The following is a 17398-nucleotide window of genomic DNA, read 5'->3' as shown; positions in this document are numbered from 1 at the left end:
CGCGCTGAACAAGTAGAGCCGCGCGTCGATTAAGTTTCTGTCAACCATGATGGCGGAGCATGGATCATGGCAAAAAATCCCGCATTTGAGGAGGTTTCGCTGCCGCTGTTCCCCCAAGGCTCAGCGAAGGCAGCTGAGCGGGGAAAACAACCCTCTTACATCCGCGATCATCGCGCCCGTCTCCGGCAACGCTTCATGGATGGTGGGGCAACCGCAGTTCCGGACTATGAACTCTTGGAACTGATCCTGTTCCGCTCCATCCCGCGCCGGGACGTCAAACCCATTGCCCGGATGTTGTTGGATCGGTTCGGTGACTTCAACAGGGTCATCACCGCCCCACCAGAGCGGCTGGCGCAAGTTCCTGGTATCGGAGAGGCGGTCATTACCGATCTCAAGGTGCTGGAGGCCGCCGCCCATCGGATGGCCCGTGCCAAGGTGATGCAACGCCATGTTCTGTCATCTTGGGACGCCTTGCTGGACTATTGCCATACGGTGATGGCCCATCGCGAGACCGAACAGTTTCGTGTGTTGTTTCTGGACCGCAAAAACTGCCTCATCGCGGACGAAGAACAGGCAAAGGGGACGGTCGACCACGTGCCTGTCTACCCCCGCGAGATCGCGAAACGAGCGCTGGAACTCAACGCGTCCGCGCTCATTCTGGTGCACAATCATCCATCAGGAGATCCAAGCCCCTCGGCAAGCGACATTGCGATGACCGACCGTATCCTGCAGGCGCTGGATGCCTTGGGGATCACGCTGCATGATCATCTCATCATCGGGAAATCCAGCGAGCTGAGCTTTCGCTCTTCCGGGTACCTCTGAGCTAGCGGACCCAGACCTCGACCCGGCGATTAACCTGTCGGCCCCAGCGCTGGTCATCACAGGCCATCGGCAGAGCTTCACCAAAAGCTTCAACTGCGATCTCTGTCCGGTCGATATTGGCCGTCTCCGCTGCCGCAATTACAGCATCGCGCACGGCTTCGGCCCGCTTCATGGCGATGCTTTGATTGGCTGCGGCACCACCATCCCCATCGGAAAACCCCACGAACAAAAGCTCTCTCGCATCGTAGGCACCAGCCTCCAACGCACGCGCCAGCTGCTGGATATTGCTGCGAGACTGTGCGTCGGGACGGGTGGATCCCGGTTCAAACCGGAAAGAGGTGGTCAGGCGTTGCAGCCCTGCCAATCGGTTGACCAAGCGCTGCAGCTCTTCCAGCGGAACCTCGGTTCCCGCTGCTGCAATCGCATTGGCCAGACGGTCACCTTGTGCATTCATCGAAATCCGCTCTGGCGCCTGATCGACAAAACCCGCCCTGCGAATCACGATCTGCGCCCCGGGCCCGCGTACATAAGACAGGAAATCCCGCGCCACTTTTGGCAGACGGCGCGACGGAAGATAGAGAAACATCGGCGCAGTCAGCGGATAGTCTTCCGTCTTGATCGAGCGGCGATTGGCGCGCAGGGAAAACCCGCAAGTCCCCTGAAGCGTCAGGACACGCGCTGTCGATGTCTCTGCAAAGCTGGCCAGTCCAATGGCAAAGGGATCGGTGGCGACAACACGCACCAACGTGCTGCCACGGTCGTGGCGACGAAGACGGCTGCCCAGACGTTCGACATCGGGTTCAGCCAGCCCATCGTCAATCGCCTGCGCCAACCCTGACCCGGCCACAGGCAAATGCAACGAGATCGGCGCATCCGGCCCACCAAGACTGGTCCAATTGTCCAATTCTCCGGTCAGGACCTGCGCCAAATCCTGAACCGAAATCGATTGAACAGGGTTGGAGGGCGCAACGACAGGCACAAGGGCATCCAGCGCCAGAACACGGCTTCGCTGTGGGCCTGTCATATCCCCCATGCCCGCGTCCCGCGCACGAGCGCGTTCTTCGGGGCGTATTTCTCGCAGGGCCATGACGATATCTGCCTCATTTGCGAGAAGATCGGCAAAACCCTCATCCGTATTGCTCACGAAAAAGCTGAAACGTGCGGCGGTCCGGCCGTTCTCGCGCAGCAGAACGTAATCAAAGTTCTCGTCCGGCAGAGAATCACGACGGGTCTGGAACCCATTGCGCAAGGCAAAGCCTTCGATCAGGGCCGGCAACAGAACCTCGGCCATTGTTGAAGAGCCGGACAAAGCCACCTCAGCCACGTAGTCGGACAGACTCGGGCACCCCGGCCCCTCACAAGTCACGCCAGACCCGTCGACAGTCAGCTCTCCGAACTTGGTATCGACACGGTAGTACTCCCCGTCAAACCCCAGGATATTTCCGGTGATTTCGACAGTGCCATCGGGAGAGGAGAGTGTCACATCCTGCGCCCGGAGCGCCAAGGTTCCGGTGACAAGAAGAAGTGCGGCGCAGATCGCCACACGAAACAAAGCCATGATTAGTCCTGAAAAAGCCGCAGATTAATTTCCCGCGATTTTCAGGGTTTCCAGCAGATTATTCAACACAAGAAAATCGCCAGTCGCCGCACAATCCGGCATCGCCAGCGTCAGGTCACGGGTTCGCAACGTCCCATCACGCAGCTCAAGCGTCTGCGCCGAGATATCACGCCCACAATTGATCGCCGTCACTTCGGTCTCAACCGTCAGATCAATTGCACCCGTCTTGGAACCACCGAGACGCGGCACGCTGTAGACCTCGGCAAGTCGCGGGGCGAGTTGATCTTCATCGCCCAGCTGCACAACTGACCCACGCCCCGACGTGAGATCAGACCCGCGCCAAACGTGGCCTGCCGACCCGTAAGCGGCACCAAATTCGCGTGCGTGCAGCTCAAATCCGCTGTTGCCGCCCCACTGCAATACGACGCGGTTCACCAGATCCAAGTCAGGCACCGACGCTGTGGCAACCGCCCCTCGTCCATTTTGCGGCTCGACGACAAAGACCGCTGTTTCAGACAACGCAGGAACCTGCACTGTCAGCGCGCCCGTCGCATCAAGCCGGGTGGAGAACATCATTCCGTTGTGGTGAATCGTCAGCCGCTCTTCGGGGCGGCACAGGGACAGGACCGTCAACCGCACTTCCGCCATTGGCGTGGCGATCGCTTCGACGGACATATCGCAGGGCGCAGCCGGATCCTGGCGCGCGGGCTCGGGAACGGTTGTATCCGGCGTTGCGGCCGTCAGGCTGATCGCTTCGATCTCTAGGGGGGCATCATCAGCTGCCACAGAAACAGCGGCTGACGCAGATGCGCCGCGCTGGGGGTGCTCTGCGGTCTTTTGCATGAAAAGACCAATCGCAAGCGCGCTGCACAGGGTAGCTGCGCCCATCATTGCCGTGCGTTTGTTGATCATCTCAGGCTCCTCACCCAGAAAAGGTTAATGAAACCTGACGCAAAAAGGCGGCCAATTGATGGCCGCCCCTTGCTGAGAATCTGGCAAAACCGTGCATTTTTCACCGGTTTGGTCAGGCTCATCTATGAAATCCGCAGCTTATGCGTGGCTTCCGTGGCAATGCTTGAACTTTTTGCCAGAACCGCAGGGGCATTTGTCGTTGCGCGACGGGTTCCCCCAGGTCGATGGATCGTCTTCCACGAAGCCGGGAGCAGGTTCCTCGACAGGTGCGGCAGCAGCAGTTGCACCAGCAGCAGCTTTCTGCATCTCCGCCTGCTGCGCAGCCATCTGCATCAGCATTTGGCGCTGCTCTTCCTCGCTGATCGGACGCACCAGAGCGAGCTGCTGAGTCACTGTCTCGCGCAGCGAGTCGAGCATGTTTTCAAACAGCTGGAAGCTCTCGTTTTTGTATTCGTTCAACGGGTCACGCTGCGCGTACCCACGGAACCCCACGACCGAACGCAGATGTTCCAATGTCAGAAGATGTTCGCGCCATTTGCTGTCGATGGTTTGCAGCAGCACCTGCTTTTCGATGTTGCGCATGGTTTCGGGGCCAAAGGCCTCGGCCTTTTCTGCCATCATCGCATCAGAGGCATCGACCAGCCGCTCGCGGATCTGTTCGTCGTCGACGCCTTCCTCGGCGGTCCATTCGACAACAGGCAGGTCCATTCCCAGTTTCTCGCGAACCTGCTGCTGCAAACCTTCGCTGTCCCACTGATCTGCATAGGTCTTTGCAGGCATATGGACGTCAAGCAGATCGTCGATCACCTCGTGACGCATGTCAGCGACGATTTCGGACAGATCTTCAGCCGCCATGATTTCGCGGCGCTGATTAAAGATCACCTTGCGCTGGTCATTCATCACATCGTCGAACTTCAGCACGTTCTTACGCATGTCAAAGTTTCGGCCTTCGACCTTCGCCTGTGCACGTTCCAGCGACTTGTTCACCCAGGGGTGGATGATCGCCTCGCCTTCCTTCATGCCAAGGGTCGACAGCAGTTTGTCGAGCCGCTCAGAGCCGAAGATCCGCATCAGATCATCCTCAAGGCTGAGGTAGAAAACGGTGCGGCCCGGATCCCCCTGACGACCGGAACGACCGCGCAGCTGGTTGTCGATGCGACGGCTTTCGTGACGCTCAGACGCCATGACGAACAGACCACCTGCCTGTTTCACGGCTTCTTCATCAGCGGCATGCGCCTCTTCGATGCGGGCCCGGATGGCTGCGTGGTCGCCATCAGGTTCCTGAGCGATCGCTTCAAGCACTTTGAACTCAACGTTGCCGCCCAGTTTGATGTCGGTACCACGGCCCGCCATGTTGGTTGCGATGGTGACTGCGCCAAGACGCCCGGCATCTGCAACGATCTGTGCTTCCTGCTCGTGATGGCGGGCGTTCAGCACGTTGTGCTTGATGCCTTCCTTCTCAAGAAGCTGGCTCAGGAGTTCGGATTTCTCGATCGAGGTGGTGCCAAGGAGAACCGGCTGACCCTTTTCATGAGCCTTCTTGGTCTCGTTGATCATCGCCTGGTATTTTTCCATCGCGGTACGATAGACCTGATCGTCCTCGTCTTTCCGGGCGATGGGGCGGTTTGTCGGAACTTCGACAACGCCAAGACCGTAGATTTCAGCAAATTCCTCTGCTTCGGTCATCGCGGTGCCGGTCATGCCCGACAGTTTGTCATAAAGGCGGAAGTAGTTCTGGAAGGTCACCGAAGCCAGCGTGGTGTTTTCCGGCTGGATCTTTACCTCTTCCTTGGCCTCGATCGCCTGATGCAGGCCTTCGGACAAACGACGGCCCGCCATCATACGGCCGGTAAATTCGTCGATCAGCACAACGTCGCCATCGCGGACGATATAATCCTTGTCGCGCTGGAACAGCTTGTGCGCCCGCAGCGCCTGGTTCACGTGGTGAACGACTGTGGTGCTTTCCGGATCGTAAAGGGATGCGCCCTCTTCCAGCAGATCATGAGCAATCAGTTGCTGTTCAAGGAATTCGTTGCCCTCTTCGGTGAAGGTCACACCGCGGGTCTTTTCATCAATCTCGTAGTGTTCTTCGCTCAGCGACGGGATCAGTTTGTCGATGGTCACATAGAGATCGGACCGGTCTTCGGCAGGGCCAGAAATGATCAGCGGCGTACGCGCCTCGTCGATCAGGATAGAGTCGACCTCATCCACGATCGCAAAGTTGTGCTGCTTCTGGAACACCTGGTCCAACGACGGCTTCATGTTGTCGCGCAGATAGTCAAAGCCCAGTTCGTTGTTCGTCGCATAGGTGACGTCGCTCTGATAAGCGGCCATCTTTTCTGCATCCGGCTGACCGGACCAGATGACACCGGTGGTCATCCCCAGCTGCGCAAACACCTTGCCCATCCACTCGCTGTCGCGCTTGGCCAGGTATTCGTTCACCGTCACCACGTGCACACCTTTGCCCGTCAGCGCGTTGAGATACGCCGGGAAGGTCGCAACAAGGGTCTTGCCCTCACCGGTCTTCATCTCTGAGATATTGCCCTGATGCAGGAACACGCCGCCCATCAACTGGGTGTCGAACGCCCGCAGACCCAGCGCCCTTTTGGCGGCTTCGCGCACGTTGGCAAAGGCTTCTGGCAGGAGGTCGTCAAGACTGGTGCCGTCCAGGGCGCGCTTGCGCAGCTCCTCGGTCTTTTCAATCAGCCCTTCATCGCTGAGCTTCTCGAACTCGGGCTCCAGCGCGTTGATCTGTGCGATCAGCGGCCGTGTCGCCTTGATCTTGCGGTCATTCGGCGTGCCGAAAACCTTTTTGGCGAGTGTTCCGATACCCAGCATGTCTTCTCCAACCGTCCTATCACTGGCCCCTGGCGTCGGCAGGCTTGCCCGCCCCGCCCGCAACCCATAAACAATGATGGAACAGCGGTCCTGCCAAAGGCCTCATGGGATGTAAGGGCCCGCAAATACAGTGTCAACGCCGCGCCCTCCTGCGGCCAGCTAATAGGAAGAATTCAATGCGCAAAGGTCTCACTTTTTTGTCGGGGCTGGCTCTTGCCACTGCTTTGACACTGCCTCTGCAGGCAACTGCAGCCCCTCATGCCGACACGATCGTTGCAACCGTAAATGGTGAAGAAATCACCATCGGCCACATGATCATCGCCCGCGCCACCCTGCCCCAGCAGTATCAGCAGTTGCCCGACGACGTGCTGTTTGACGCCATTCTGGACCAGCTGATCCAGCAGACAGCGTTGAAACAACAGCTGAACGGAGAGGTCCCCAAATACGTTGAGCTTTCGCTGGAGAACGAAAGCCGCTCTCTTCTGGCGGCTGATGTGATCGAAAAAGTCATGGAAAACGCAGCAACAGAGGAAGAGGTCCGTGCCGCCTATGAGGAACAATATTCCGACGGCAATGGCGGGGATGAGTTCAACGCATCTCACATTCTCGTGGAGAGCGAAGAAGACGCCGAAGAAATCCGCGCTGAGCTGGAAGAAGGCGCCGATTTCGCGACAACCGCACGTGAACGCTCCACTGGCCCGTCCGGCCCGAACGGTGGCGAACTCGGCTGGTTCACCAAGGGTCGCATGGTGCCCGAGTTCGAGGAAGCCGTCATCGCGCTGAGCGCAGGCGAAATCTCGGCGCCTGTGCAGACCCAATTTGGATGGCACGTGATCAAGCTCAATGAACGCCGCAAGTCTGCCGCACCGGAGTTTGCAGAAATCCGTGACCAGCTGGCCGCCCAAATCCGCGAGGAAGCGGTCGAAGAAAGCGTGCGCACCCTCACCACCGAAGCAGAAATTGAACGCCCCGAAATCGAAGATCTGGACCCTGCGATCCTGAAAGATCTCGATCTGGTAAGGAACTAACTCATGGCGCTTCCTCGTTCCCCTCTCGCCCCAGCCGAATTCCCGCAACTGCCGCAGATTGACGGTCTGCGCTTTGCTTCGGCTGCTGCCGGCGTGAAGTACAAAGCCCGGACCGATGTGATGCTGGCGGTGATGGATCCCGGCACCACCGTTGCCGGTGTGTTTACCCGCTCTGCCACCCGTTCGGCCCCTGTGCGGGATTGCCAGGACAAGCTCGCCGCGGCGACAGATGCAGCATCGGACGCTGGTGCGGCAATCCTCGTGAACTCGGGCAATTCCAATGCCTTTACAGGGCATCACGGCCAAACCTCTGTTGCTGAAATCACCAGCGCCGTAGCAGCGGCGACAGGGATCACCGCAGATCGGGTGTTTACCGCCTCTACCGGTGTGATTGGTGAACCCCTGCCCCACGACCGCATCATCGCAAAGATCGACGCTCTGAACAGCGGGCTGAGCGGGGACGCAATCGCCGGCGCGGCAGAAGCGATCACGACCACCGACACCTTCCCCAAGGGGGCCAAGGCAGAGGTGGAGATCGACGGCAAAACAGTCTCTATTGCGGGCATTGCAAAGGGGTCTGGAATGGTTGCGCCTGATATGGCGACCATGCTGGTCTACATTTTCACCGATGCAAAAGTGGCACTATCGAACCTGCAGAAAATGCTGTCCGAGATCTGCGACCGGACGTTCAACTGCATCACGGTGGATAGCGACACCTCGACCTCTGACAGTCTGATGCTCTGTGCAACGGGAGCATCAGGTGTGGACGCAACCGGGAACACGGCCTTTGCCGCGGCGCTGGAGGAGGTCATGCTGGATCTGTCTCACCAAGTTGTCCGGGACGGTGAAGGCGCGACCAAATTTGTCGAAATCCAAATATCCGGCGCAGCAAGCGACGCCGACGCCAAGGTGCACGGCCTAGCCATCGCAAACTCTCCGCTGGTCAAGACTGCCATCGCGGGCGAAGATCCGAATTGGGGCCGCGTCGTGATGGCCATCGGAAAATCTGGTGCCGCTGCTGATCGCGATCTCCTGTCGATCTCCTTTGGCGATGTATTGGTGGCCGAAAAGGGCTGGGTTGCCCCTTCCTACAAGGAAGAGCTCGGCGCAGCGGAGATGAAGAAGCAAGAGATCACCATCAAGGTCGATCTTGGCCTTGGCGACGGCACGGCAACTGTCTGGACCTGCGATCTGACCCATCAGTACATCACCATCAACGCGGACTACCGGTCATGAAGATGGTGCTTGTTTCAGCTGTCGCCCTGATCGATGTCGAAGGACGCGTGCTGTTGGCGCAGCGTCCGGAAGGCAAGTCGATGGCCGGTTTGTGGGAGTTTCCGGGCGGCAAGGTTGAACCTGGTGAAACGCCAGAGGCGGCCCTGATCCGCGAGCTGGAAGAAGAGCTCGGCATCAACACCTGGGAATCCTGCCTGGCGCCGCTGACATTTGCGAGCCACAGCTATGAAGATTTTCACCTGCTGATGCCGATGTTTGCATGCCGCAAATGGGAGGGCATTCCGCAAGCCCGCGAAGGTCAAACATTGAAATGGGTCCGGGCGCAGGATCTGCGGGATTACCCAATGCCCGCAGCTGATATTCCCCTGATTCCGATCCTGCGCGACTGGCTGTAATCTCGTCAGCTCTCCTTTCCACTCCGCCCGCTGTGACGGTACGGCGGGGTGGCTTGTCTGGTGCCAAAGATGCACCATATACACTTCATTAACCAATTCCCTGAATTCTGAACCACAATCGGCGTCAACACCACCGGCTGTGAAGTAATGAGAGATGGTAACGATGAAGCTATGCACGATCAGACAAGGCGCGTTCATCCTGATCCAAGGAACATATGTTCGCACTCTTCCAGATGGCCGGATCGCCGTTCGCGTGGGTCAGAAAATTCACTTGGGCACACCGGTCAGCACAGACGCCCAACAGGCGGCCTGACCTGACACAGGAAAAGACGGCCCCATAAATGGGCCCAGTCCAAAGAAAAAACCCCGGCCGCGCGGACCGGGGTTTTTCTGTATCATGGGATCCCAGGGATCAGTCGAGGGTGCGGGTGACTTCCTCACGCTCAAAGATCTCGATCACGTCGCCCTTGCGGACATCATCGTAGTTCTCGAACGCCATACCGCATTCCTGACCGGACTGAACCTCCGCCACTTCGTCCTTGAAGCGCTTGAGGGTCTTCAGCGTACCTTCGTGGATCACGACGTTGTCGCGCAGCAGGCGAACACCGGCAGAGCGGCGTGCCACACCTTCGGTAACGAGACAGCCCGCAACCTTGCCAACGTTGGACACTTTGAAGACGTCCTTGATTTCAGCGTAGCCGATAAAGTTCTCGCGGATCTCGGCGGACAGCAGACCGGAGGCCGCTGCTTTCACGTCGTCAACCAGGTCATAGATGACCGAGTAGTAGCGGATCTCCACACCCTTCTGGTTGGCAGAGTTACGCGCAGATGTGTTGGCACGGACGTTGAAGCCCATGACCGGCGCACCAGACGCTTCGGCCAGACCAATATCGGTCTCGGTGATCGCACCAACGCCAGAGTGCAGAACGCGAACGCGCACTTCGTTGTTGCCGATCTTTTCCATCGCCTGAACGATCGCCTCGGCAGAACCCTGCACGTCAGCTTTGACCAGGATCGGCAGCTCGGAGACGTTTTCGTCTTCCTTGGCCTTCTGCATCAGCTGTTCCAGCGTGGTGGCAGCACCAGCGGCGGCGCGCTTGTCCTTGGCGGCTTGCTCACGGTATTCCGCAATCTCGCGCGCCTGCGCTTCGGTCTCGGTCACGTTCAAAACGTCGCCCGCTTCGGGTGTGCCGTTGAGGCCCAGAACCTCGACAGGAACGGACGGACCGGCTTCCTTGACGCGCTCGCCCTTGTCGTTGATCAGCGCACGGACCTTACCGTACTGCTCACCCACAACAAAGATATCGCCCTGACGCAGAGTACCGTTCTGAACCAGAACCGTCGCAACCGGGCCACGACCCACATCCAGCTGAGCCTCGATCACAGCACCTTGTGCAGCGCGATCAGGGTTGGCTTTCAGTTCCAGGATCTCGGCCTGCAGCGCGATGGCTTCCAGCAGTTCTTCCAGACCCTGACCGGTGTGTGCAGAAACTTCGACGTCCTGAACTTCACCAGACATGGCTTCCACGATGACTTCGTGCTGCAGCAGGTCTGTGCGCACTTTCATCGGATCGGCAGCCGGTTTGTCCATCTTGTTGATCGCAACGATCATCGGAACGTTGGCAGCCTTGGCGTGGTTGATCGCTTCAACGGTCTGCGGCATCACCGCATCATCTGCCGCGACAACCAGAACAACGATGTCCGTGACCTGTGCACCACGCGAACGCATGGAGGTAAAGGCCGCGTGACCCGGAGTATCCAGGAAGCTCAAGACAGTGCCGCTTTCGGTTTTCACCTGATACGCACCGATGTGCTGGGTGATGCCACCGGCTTCACCTGCCACAACGCGGGCGTTGCGGATCGCATCCAGAATAGAGGTCTTACCGTGGTCGACGTGACCCATGATGGTAATGACCGGCGGACGCGGCTGCAGATCTTCGTCTTTGTCTTCGACTTCCTTGATCACGTCTTCGACGTCAGAGTCGGAAACACGAGTGACCTTGTGGCCGAATTCTTCGATGATCAGCTCAGCAGTGTCAGCGTCAATGGTCTGGTTCTGCGTGACCATCATGCCCATCTGCATCAGCGATTTCACAACGTCGGAAACGCGCTCTGCCATACGGTTGGCAAGTTCAGAAACCAGAATGGCTTCGGGCAGCTGAACGTCACGAATGACCTTTTCACGCTCGACAGAACCACCCATCGCTTTCTGACGGGCACGTTCCTGCTTGCGCTTCATGGACGCCATGGACCGCTGACGACCACCTTCACCACCAGTTGCCTGGCCGAGAGTCAGCTTGCCGGAGCGGCGGCCGCCACCGTCGTTGCGGCCCTTGCCGCCACGGTTCTGGCGATCATCGCGGTCGCGGTCGCCCTTACGTGCCTGCGAAGTCGGTGCAGCCGACGGACGGGACGCGGCTTCGGTCTTTTTCTTTTCGGCATCTGCTGCAGCACGTTTGGCTGCGGCTTCTGCTTCAACGCGCTTGCGCTCTTCGTCTTCAGCCTTCTGACGGGCGCGTTCTTCAGCTTCGCGCTGTTCGCGTTCCTTGGCTTCCTGTTCCGCGCGGCGGCGCTCACGCTCTTCGGCGCGGGCCTTTTCCTCGGCTTCGCGCTGTGCGGCCTCTTCGGCCTCGCGTGCCTTGGCGGCCTGCAGCGCCTTCAGGCGGCGCGCCATTTCCGCATCACTGATACCAGCCGGCCGACGCGATGCGTCCCCGGACGGCGTCGCACCGGAGCCCCCCTTGGCCGCAGTCGGCTTGGGGACCACAACGCGCTTGCGCTTGGTTTCCACCACGACATTCTTGGTCCGACCGTGGCTGAAGCTCTGTTTCACATTCCCGGGCCGGGACCCACCACGAAGACCCAACGTCTTTTTGCCGTCACTATCGCTCATAAAGCTCTTTATCCTTCCGTGCGGCCCTTGCCGCCCACCATTTCGCGCAAACCTTGTAGTCGTTGCGCTTCCTCTACAACACGTTTGCCGAGTCCACCAGAGGCCAGCGCCGCATGTATCACAGTTTGGCGTCCAAATGCCATGCCCAGCTCATCCGCAGTGAGGCATCCGATGAATTTCCCACGGTGCGGTGTGCTCAGTTTTGATTTACCGCGCCCCGATCCATCTATCGCCTGGATCAGCACACGGGCGTGTTCTTTGGCCAGCCAGTCCTTGACCTTTTCATAACCGGCCACTGCATCGCCTGACTTGCGCGCCAGGCTGATCAGTTCGACCAGGCGCCGCAGCACCTGACCTTCGATTTCGTCTTCCATGCCTTCCGGCACGGACACCTGCGCCTTGAAACCGCGAGCGAAGAGCTTTTTCTTCACCGCCGTTGCAATCGCAGAGCGGGACGCGGTCACATATACGCCGCGTCCGGGAAGTTTCCCCAAGACGTCAGGGACAACCTGACCATCGGGTCCAACGACAAAACGGATCAGCCCCTGTTTGGGCTGAACCTCGCCTGTTGCCAGACATTTTCTCTCCGGCCCGTCAGACCGGTCTTTGTCGATGCCACCGCGTGCCATTGTCGTCCTCTCCGCGAGGCCTGAAATCAGGCCTCGGCCTCCGCTTCGCCGTTATCTTCGATGTCGGCGTCGTCTTCGGCCTCTGCTTCCAGCTCAGCGGGATCGACCCAGCCCAGCAGGACGCGTGCGGTCATAACGAGGTTCTGCGCATCTTCCAAAGACACGTCGAAGGGCTCCAGGATACCGTCGTCCTTGACGCGCTCGCCTTTGTTGGACGTCCAGCCACCGGCCAGTTCCCAGTCAGCGCAGGTTGCGAAATCTTCCAGCGTCTTGATGCCATCCTTGGCCAACGCCTCAATCATTTGGGGTGTCAGGCCGTCAAAGTCAATCAGGCTGTCCTCAACTCCCAGTGCGCGAGCCGCGTCAATCGCCGCTTTGGCCTGCGCTTCGAGGTAGTCAGCAGCGCGCGCCTGCAGCTCTTGTGCGGTGCCTTCGTCAACCCCGTCGATGACCAGAAGCTCGTCCAGCTCGACATAGGCAACCTCTTCGAGGTTGGTGAAGCCTTCGGAAACCAGCAGCTGCGCAAAGAACTCGTCCAGATCCAGTGTTTCCATGAACAGCTGGGTGCGGGCCTCGAATTCCTTCTGGCGGCGTGCGGATTCTTCTTCCTCGGTCATGATATCGATGTCGAGGTTGGTGAGCTGCGATGCCAGGCGGACGTTCTGACCACGACGGCCGATCGCCAGCGACAGCTGCTCTTCGGGAACCACAACTTCGATCTTGCCCGCTTCTTCGTCCAGAACAACCTTGGACACTTCGGCAGGCTGAAGAGCGTTCACAAGGAAGGTCGGCTGATCTTCGTTCCACGGGATGATGTCGATCTTTTCACCCTGCAGTTCGTTGACGACGGCCTGCACGCGCGAACCACGCATACCAACACAGGCGCCAACCGGATCGATGGAACCATCATAGCTGATAACAGCGATTTTGGCGCGCGAGCCGGGATCACGGGCGACGGCTTTGATTTCAATCACGCCGTCATAGATTTCGGGCACTTCCATTTTGAAGAGCTCGGCCATGAACTCAGGCGCTGTGCGCGACAGGAAGATCTGCGGGCCACGCGGTTCACGACGTACGTCCTTGATAAAGCAGCGGATACGATCATTCGGGCGATAGCTTTCGCGGCCGATTTTCTCGTTGCGGCGCAGGATCGCTTCGCCAGCGCCCACATCAACGATCACGTTGCCATATTCTTCGCGCTTGACCAGACCATTGATGATGGTGCCGGCACGGTCCTTGAACTCTTCGTACTGGCGGTCACGCTCAGCTTCGCGCACCTTCTGCAGGATCACCTGCTTGGCGGACTGGGCAGCGATACGGCCCATCTCGACCGGCGGGACTTCCTCTACGAAAACATCACCAACAGAGGGATCGGCCATATATTGCTTGGCCTGCTCTACGGTCATTTCCGCCTGGTAGTTTTCCAGTGCGTCATCTTCGACCACGGTGCGCACGCGGGTAAAGGTCGCACGGCCGGTCTTGCGGTCGATGGACACGCGGATGTCCATCTCGCTGCCGTAGCGGCTCTTGGCGGCACGGGCCAGGCTTTCTTCCATCGCATCGACGACCAACGACGGGTCGATCATCTTTTCGCGCGCCACGGCTTCTGCGGTCTGCAGCAGCTCCAGCTGGTTTGCTGATGTGATAGCCATTACTTTTTCTCCTCTTCGGACCCTTCGGCCTCGATTTCGTCGAATTCGTCTTCGTTAAGAGTGCCAGCAGCTTTTCGCTGACGGAGCATTTCCTTGATGAGATCATCGGTCAGAACGAGCTTTGCATCGCTCAGCCAATCGAACTTGAGCCCGATGGTGACGGTCTCTCCGTGTTCTTCGATGTTGATCAGAACCTCATCTTCTTCGACGCCTGCCAGCTCGCCCTTAAAGCGGCGGCGGCCGTCGATCAGTTCGGTCGTCTCGATCTTGGCCTCATAGCCTTCGAACATGTCGAAATCTTTCAGCCGGGTCAGAGGTCGGTCAATACCGGGGCTGGACACCTCCAGCGCGTAGGCATCGAGAATCGGGTCCTCAACATCCAGTGTCGCGCTCACGGCATTGGAGATTTCGGCGCAATCATCAACCTCAATCCCGCCGTCCGGCTTGTCAGCCATGATCTGCAGGGTGGTTGTCTTGCCAGACATCAGCCGAATGCGCACCAGCTCAAAGCCGAGATCTTCAATCACCGGGGTGATGATCTCGGCGAGCCTGCGATCGATGGCTGCCTTGGCTATCAGGTCATTGGTCATACGAATTCCACATCTGTGATTCGAACACAAAAAAACGGGCGCGCGGCCCGTTGAACTTTCCGGTGGAGCTTGGGGCCAGGCCCGACGCGCCGCTGTTGGCCAAGGCTATACGCCGGATCGGCCCAAACTGCAAGCGTTGTTGGCAGGCGTGCGGCCTGACGGCGCATCAACCCTGAAATTCAGGTCCGCCACCAACGTTCCGCAATGCGCCCATCATCCAAGGGAGAGCGGCTGCCAATCGTACGCGGCATGCCCACATCCAGACGGGCCGCAAGCGCCATGTCCGTCGCTGACGGGTGATAGTGGAAACTGCCCCGCGCAGTCAGGCCATCCGGTGCAGGCAATGCAGCAACATCCACATATCCGTCGCGCAGCGCCTCGGCTCGAACTGCGGCATCCGGGATCACGATCAGCTCCACCACATCGACCCATCCCGCCTGGCCGTTTTTGTAGTGATCCATGACCCGCGTTGCCCGAAAATCCCGCCCGGTGCGCGCGCGTTCCACCCGATAGCAACCGGTGCCGATGGCTGTCGTCAGATCTTTGGAAACATCACCACCCAGCGCGATGTCAAAAGCCGGATCAGCCAGCAAATAAGGGAGGTGTGGATTGGATGCGCGCAACTCGATCTGAACCTGAGTGTCCGATGTCGCCTCTATCAGGGCTGGTCCGCCTTGCGGCATCACCATCGCCTCAAGAGCTGTGACCACATCGCCAACGCCCAGCGCCTGACCGTTGTGAAACTGCACGTCATCGCGCAGATCAAACAGCCAACGGCGCGCGTCCTGACTGCTGCTCCATTGACGGGCGAGTTCCCCACGAAGCAAACCATCCGGGCCAATTTCTGTCAGCGTATCAAACACTGCGCCGCGGGCAACCTGATCCATCAGATCTCCGTCGCGCGGAACCGCAAGGCGCAGGATGCCACCCTGCCGCGGCGTGTCTGCAATCGCTGCACCGGTCGCCGCCAGCAAAGCTGCGGCAGCACCCGATGTAAACAGCGCGCGTCTGTCGATCCGCGTCATGTGGCATGCTCCTCAACGATCAGGTCCATTGCACGGACAAGTTCCGCACTGATTCCCGGCTCTGACAGAGCATGACCTGCATTGCGCACCATCTTCAACTCCGCATTCGGCCAAAGCTCCTTTAGCCGCCAAGCAGAGGTCGGTGGGCAAATCATATCGTAGCGGCCCTGCACGATGACCCCCGGGATATGAGAGATGCGTCCCATATTGGCAAAGATCTGGCCATCGTAGTCAAGAAAGCCATTGTTGATGAAATAGTGGTTTTCGAGCCGCGCAAAGGCGCGTGCATAGTCCCCCGGGCTTTCACCGGACATCCCATTGGAATGAATGGAGGCCAGCGCATTTTCCCACGCAGACCAGGCCCGTCCAAACCGGATTTCTTCGGCCATATCGCCAGAAAACAGGCGTTTGTTGTAGGCGGCGATCAGATCACCTCGCTCACCATCCGGGATCAGCGACACGAACCGGGCCCATGTCTCTGGCCAGAACCGCCCGGCACCCCCGCCGTAGAACCAGTCAAGTTCGGCCTTGGTCATCAGGAACACGCCACGCAGGATCAGGTGCTGCACCCGATCCGGATGGGCCTGTGCATACAAAAGAGATAGGGTTGCCCCCCAACTGCCGCCAAAAACCATCCAGCTGGAAATACCAAGAAGCCTGCGGATCATCTCCATATCCGCGATCAGGTGCCAGGTTGTGTTGTCCTCACAGGAGGCGTGGGGCCGTGACCGGCCACAACCGCGTTGATCAAACAGGATGATCCGGTAGAACTGTGGATCAAAGTATCGCCGCATCGCCGGGCTGGACCCACCGCCCGGCCCGCCGTGACAAACCACCACGGGAATGCCATCGGGATTGCCGCTTTGCTCCATATAGATATGGTGCCCCTGCCCGACATCGATCATACGCTGATCGAATGGTTCGATGGGCGGGTACAAATACTGCACTGCGCGCTTTTGATACGGGTATTTGTCCATTACTGACCTAACTTAGTCCTGACTGATAAAAGAACACACGGAGACAGGAATGCAAGCGCCTCAATCCACGGTAGATCCGTCCGAGATCGCAAAATTCGAAGCCATGGCCGCGGAATGGTGGGATCCGACCGGAAAGTTCAAGCCGCTGCATATGCTGAACCCCTGTCGCCTTGACTACATCACGCAGCAAATTGCGGGGGAGTTCGACCGCGACCTGTCGTCAGACGCCCCATTTGCGGGTCTGCGTTTGCTGGACATCGGATGTGGCGGCGGCCTGCTGAGCGAGCCTATGGCCCGGCTCGGCGCGGATGTCGTTGGCGCGGATGCGGCGGCGGGCAACATCCCGGTCGCACAGATCCACGCGGAACAATCCGGCCTGAGCATCGATTATCGCCACACAACCGCCGAGGCTCTTGCCGAAGCAGGAGAGCAATTTGACGTCGTTCTGAACATGGAAGTGGTTGAGCATGTCGCTGATCCGCTCAGCTATCTGACCGCGACACAGCAGTTGCTGAAACCAGGCGGGTTGCAGATCTGCTCGACCATCAACCGGAATCCCAAAAGCTACGCAATGGCGATCTTTGGCGCTGAGGTTGTGATGCGCTGGCTGCCGCGCGGCACCCATGAATGGTCCAAGTTCATCACTCCGGACGAGTTGTTCGACCTTTTGTCTAAGGCGGGCCTGACCCCCGTCGACCGCAAGGGATTTGTGTTCAACCCGATTTTCTGGAGCTGGTCTCTCTCTGATCGTGATCTCAGCGTAAATTACGTTACTGCAAGCACAAAACCGGCTTGATACCACCGATAAACCTGTTCGAATCTCTCTGCCCTATACGAAAGGAT

General features: G+C 58.8%; 14 protein-coding genes. 5 read left to right on the top strand and 9 right to left on the bottom strand.

Annotated elements, in window-relative coordinates:
• The first annotated feature begins 66 nt into the window (after positions 1–66).
• Positions 67–822, top strand: coding sequence for a RadC family protein (gene radC / locus NIT7645_RS14585; RefSeq protein ID WP_050687380.1), 756 nt, complete (start codon positions 67–69; stop codon positions 820–822).
• A gap of 1 nt (position 823) precedes the next feature.
• On the opposite strand, the gene NIT7645_RS14580 is transcribed toward radC, so the two are convergent.
• From NIT7645_RS14580 to secA, 3 genes are all read right to left on the bottom strand, one after another.
• The gene (locus NIT7645_RS14580) at positions 824–2380 is read right to left on the bottom strand and encodes a substrate-binding domain-containing protein (protein ID WP_050687377.1); all 1557 of its coding nucleotides are present in this window, start codon (positions 2378–2380) and stop codon (positions 824–826) included.
• A gap of 24 nt (positions 2381–2404) precedes the next feature.
• On the bottom strand, positions 2405–3292 hold the full coding sequence (locus NIT7645_RS14575) for a hypothetical protein (protein WP_050687375.1): 888 nt from the start codon (positions 3290–3292) through the stop codon (positions 2405–2407).
• 138 nt (positions 3293–3430) lie between these two features.
• Entirely contained in the window at positions 3431–6130 is a 2700-nt protein-coding gene (gene secA, locus NIT7645_RS14570; RefSeq protein WP_046211485.1) for a preprotein translocase subunit SecA, read from the bottom strand.
• Positions 6131–6306: 176 nt separating this feature from the next.
• On the opposite strand from secA, the gene NIT7645_RS14565 reads away from it, so the two are divergent.
• The 3 genes from NIT7645_RS14565 to mutT are packed head-to-tail and all read left to right on the top strand — an operon-like array spanning position 6307 to position 8789.
• Positions 6307–7158, top strand: coding sequence for a foldase protein PrsA (locus tag NIT7645_RS14565; protein WP_008561890.1), 852 nt, complete (start codon positions 6307–6309; stop codon positions 7156–7158).
• Between the two features lie 3 nt (positions 7159–7161).
• Entirely contained in the window at positions 7162–8394 is a 1233-nt protein-coding gene (argJ, locus tag NIT7645_RS14560; protein WP_050687372.1) for a bifunctional glutamate N-acetyltransferase/amino-acid acetyltransferase ArgJ, read from the top strand.
• Complete coding sequence (gene mutT / locus NIT7645_RS14555) at positions 8391–8789, top strand: 8-oxo-dGTP diphosphatase MutT (protein ID WP_008559295.1); 399 nt, start codon at positions 8391–8393, stop codon at positions 8787–8789. The genes argJ and mutT overlap by 4 nt, the downstream gene beginning before the upstream one ends.
• A 412-nt stretch (positions 8790–9201) precedes the next feature.
• On the opposite strand, the gene infB is transcribed toward mutT, so the two are convergent.
• The 6 genes from infB to pip all read right to left on the bottom strand — a co-directional run bounded on the left by infB (position 9202) and on the right by pip (position 16555).
• Positions 9202–11682 carry a translation initiation factor IF-2 gene (gene infB, locus NIT7645_RS14550; protein ID WP_008562159.1) on the bottom strand — a complete coding sequence of 827 codons (2481 nt, stop codon included), beginning with the start codon at positions 11680–11682 and terminating at the stop codon, positions 9202–9204.
• An 8-nt stretch (positions 11683–11690) separates the two neighbouring features.
• The gene (locus NIT7645_RS14545; protein ID WP_008560928.1) at positions 11691–12311 is read right to left on the bottom strand and encodes an RNA-binding protein; all 621 of its coding nucleotides are present in this window, start codon (positions 12309–12311) and stop codon (positions 11691–11693) included.
• Positions 12312–12337: 26 nt separating this feature from the next.
• Entirely contained in the window at positions 12338–13963 is a 1626-nt protein-coding gene (gene nusA / locus NIT7645_RS14540; RefSeq protein WP_008559924.1) for a transcription termination factor NusA, read from the bottom strand.
• A complete protein-coding gene (gene rimP / locus NIT7645_RS14535) occupies positions 13963–14553 on the bottom strand; it encodes a ribosome maturation factor RimP (protein ID WP_008560455.1) in 591 nt (196 codons plus the stop codon). Before rimP ends, nusA begins: the two co-directional genes overlap by 1 nt.
• A 179-nt stretch (positions 14554–14732) precedes the next feature.
• Complete coding sequence (locus tag NIT7645_RS14530) at positions 14733–15578, bottom strand: ABC transporter substrate-binding protein (RefSeq protein ID WP_050687370.1); 846 nt, start codon at positions 15576–15578, stop codon at positions 14733–14735.
• Positions 15575–16555: a prolyl aminopeptidase gene (gene pip / locus NIT7645_RS14525; RefSeq protein WP_008560198.1), complete on the bottom strand. Its 981-nt coding sequence runs from the start codon at positions 16553–16555 to the stop codon at positions 15575–15577. Before pip ends, NIT7645_RS14530 begins: the two co-directional genes overlap by 4 nt.
• 49 nt (positions 16556–16604) lie before the next feature.
• Between pip and ubiG the strand changes: the two genes are divergently transcribed.
• On the top strand, positions 16605–17351 hold the full coding sequence (ubiG, locus tag NIT7645_RS14520; protein WP_050687368.1) for a bifunctional 2-polyprenyl-6-hydroxyphenol methylase/3-demethylubiquinol 3-O-methyltransferase UbiG: 747 nt from the start codon (positions 16605–16607) through the stop codon (positions 17349–17351).
• Positions 17352–17398 lie beyond the last annotated feature (47 nt).

Origin of the sequence: Phaeobacter italicus (assembly GCF_001258055.1) — a bacterium.
Classification (GTDB): domain Bacteria; phylum Pseudomonadota; class Alphaproteobacteria; order Rhodobacterales; family Rhodobacteraceae; genus Phaeobacter; species Phaeobacter italicus.
This window is presented reverse-complemented; position numbering and strand designations above follow the sequence as displayed.

Excerpts from the sequence above, each read along its gene's own strand:
- radC (WP_050687380.1), top strand. The coding sequence starts at position 67 with ATGGCAAAAAATCCCGCATTTGAGGAGGTTTCGCTGCCGCTGTTCCCC.
- NIT7645_RS14580 (WP_050687377.1), bottom strand. The coding sequence starts at position 2,380 with ATGGCTTTGTTTCGTGTGGCGATCTGCGCCGCACTTCTTCTTGTCACC.
- NIT7645_RS14575 (WP_050687375.1), bottom strand. The coding sequence starts at position 3,292 with ATGATCAACAAACGCACGGCAATGATGGGCGCAGCTACCCTGTGCAGC.
- secA (WP_046211485.1), bottom strand. The coding sequence starts at position 6,130 with ATGCTGGGTATCGGAACACTCGCCAAAAAGGTTTTCGGCACGCCGAAT.
- NIT7645_RS14565 (WP_008561890.1), top strand. The coding sequence starts at position 6,307 with ATGCGCAAAGGTCTCACTTTTTTGTCGGGGCTGGCTCTTGCCACTGCT.
- argJ (WP_050687372.1), top strand. The coding sequence starts at position 7,162 with ATGGCGCTTCCTCGTTCCCCTCTCGCCCCAGCCGAATTCCCGCAACTG.
- mutT (WP_008559295.1), top strand. The coding sequence starts at position 8,391 with ATGAAGATGGTGCTTGTTTCAGCTGTCGCCCTGATCGATGTCGAAGGA.
- infB (WP_008562159.1), bottom strand. The coding sequence starts at position 11,682 with ATGAGCGATAGTGACGGCAAAAAGACGTTGGGTCTTCGTGGTGGGTCC.
- NIT7645_RS14545 (WP_008560928.1), bottom strand. The coding sequence starts at position 12,311 with ATGGCACGCGGTGGCATCGACAAAGACCGGTCTGACGGGCCGGAGAGA.
- nusA (WP_008559924.1), bottom strand. The coding sequence starts at position 13,963 with ATGGCTATCACATCAGCAAACCAGCTGGAGCTGCTGCAGACCGCAGAA.
- rimP (WP_008560455.1), bottom strand. The coding sequence starts at position 14,553 with ATGACCAATGACCTGATAGCCAAGGCAGCCATCGATCGCAGGCTCGCC.
- NIT7645_RS14530 (WP_050687370.1), bottom strand. The coding sequence starts at position 15,578 with ATGACGCGGATCGACAGACGCGCGCTGTTTACATCGGGTGCTGCCGCA.
- pip (WP_008560198.1), bottom strand. The coding sequence starts at position 16,555 with ATGGACAAATACCCGTATCAAAAGCGCGCAGTGCAGTATTTGTACCCG.
- ubiG (WP_050687368.1), top strand. The coding sequence starts at position 16,605 with ATGCAAGCGCCTCAATCCACGGTAGATCCGTCCGAGATCGCAAAATTC.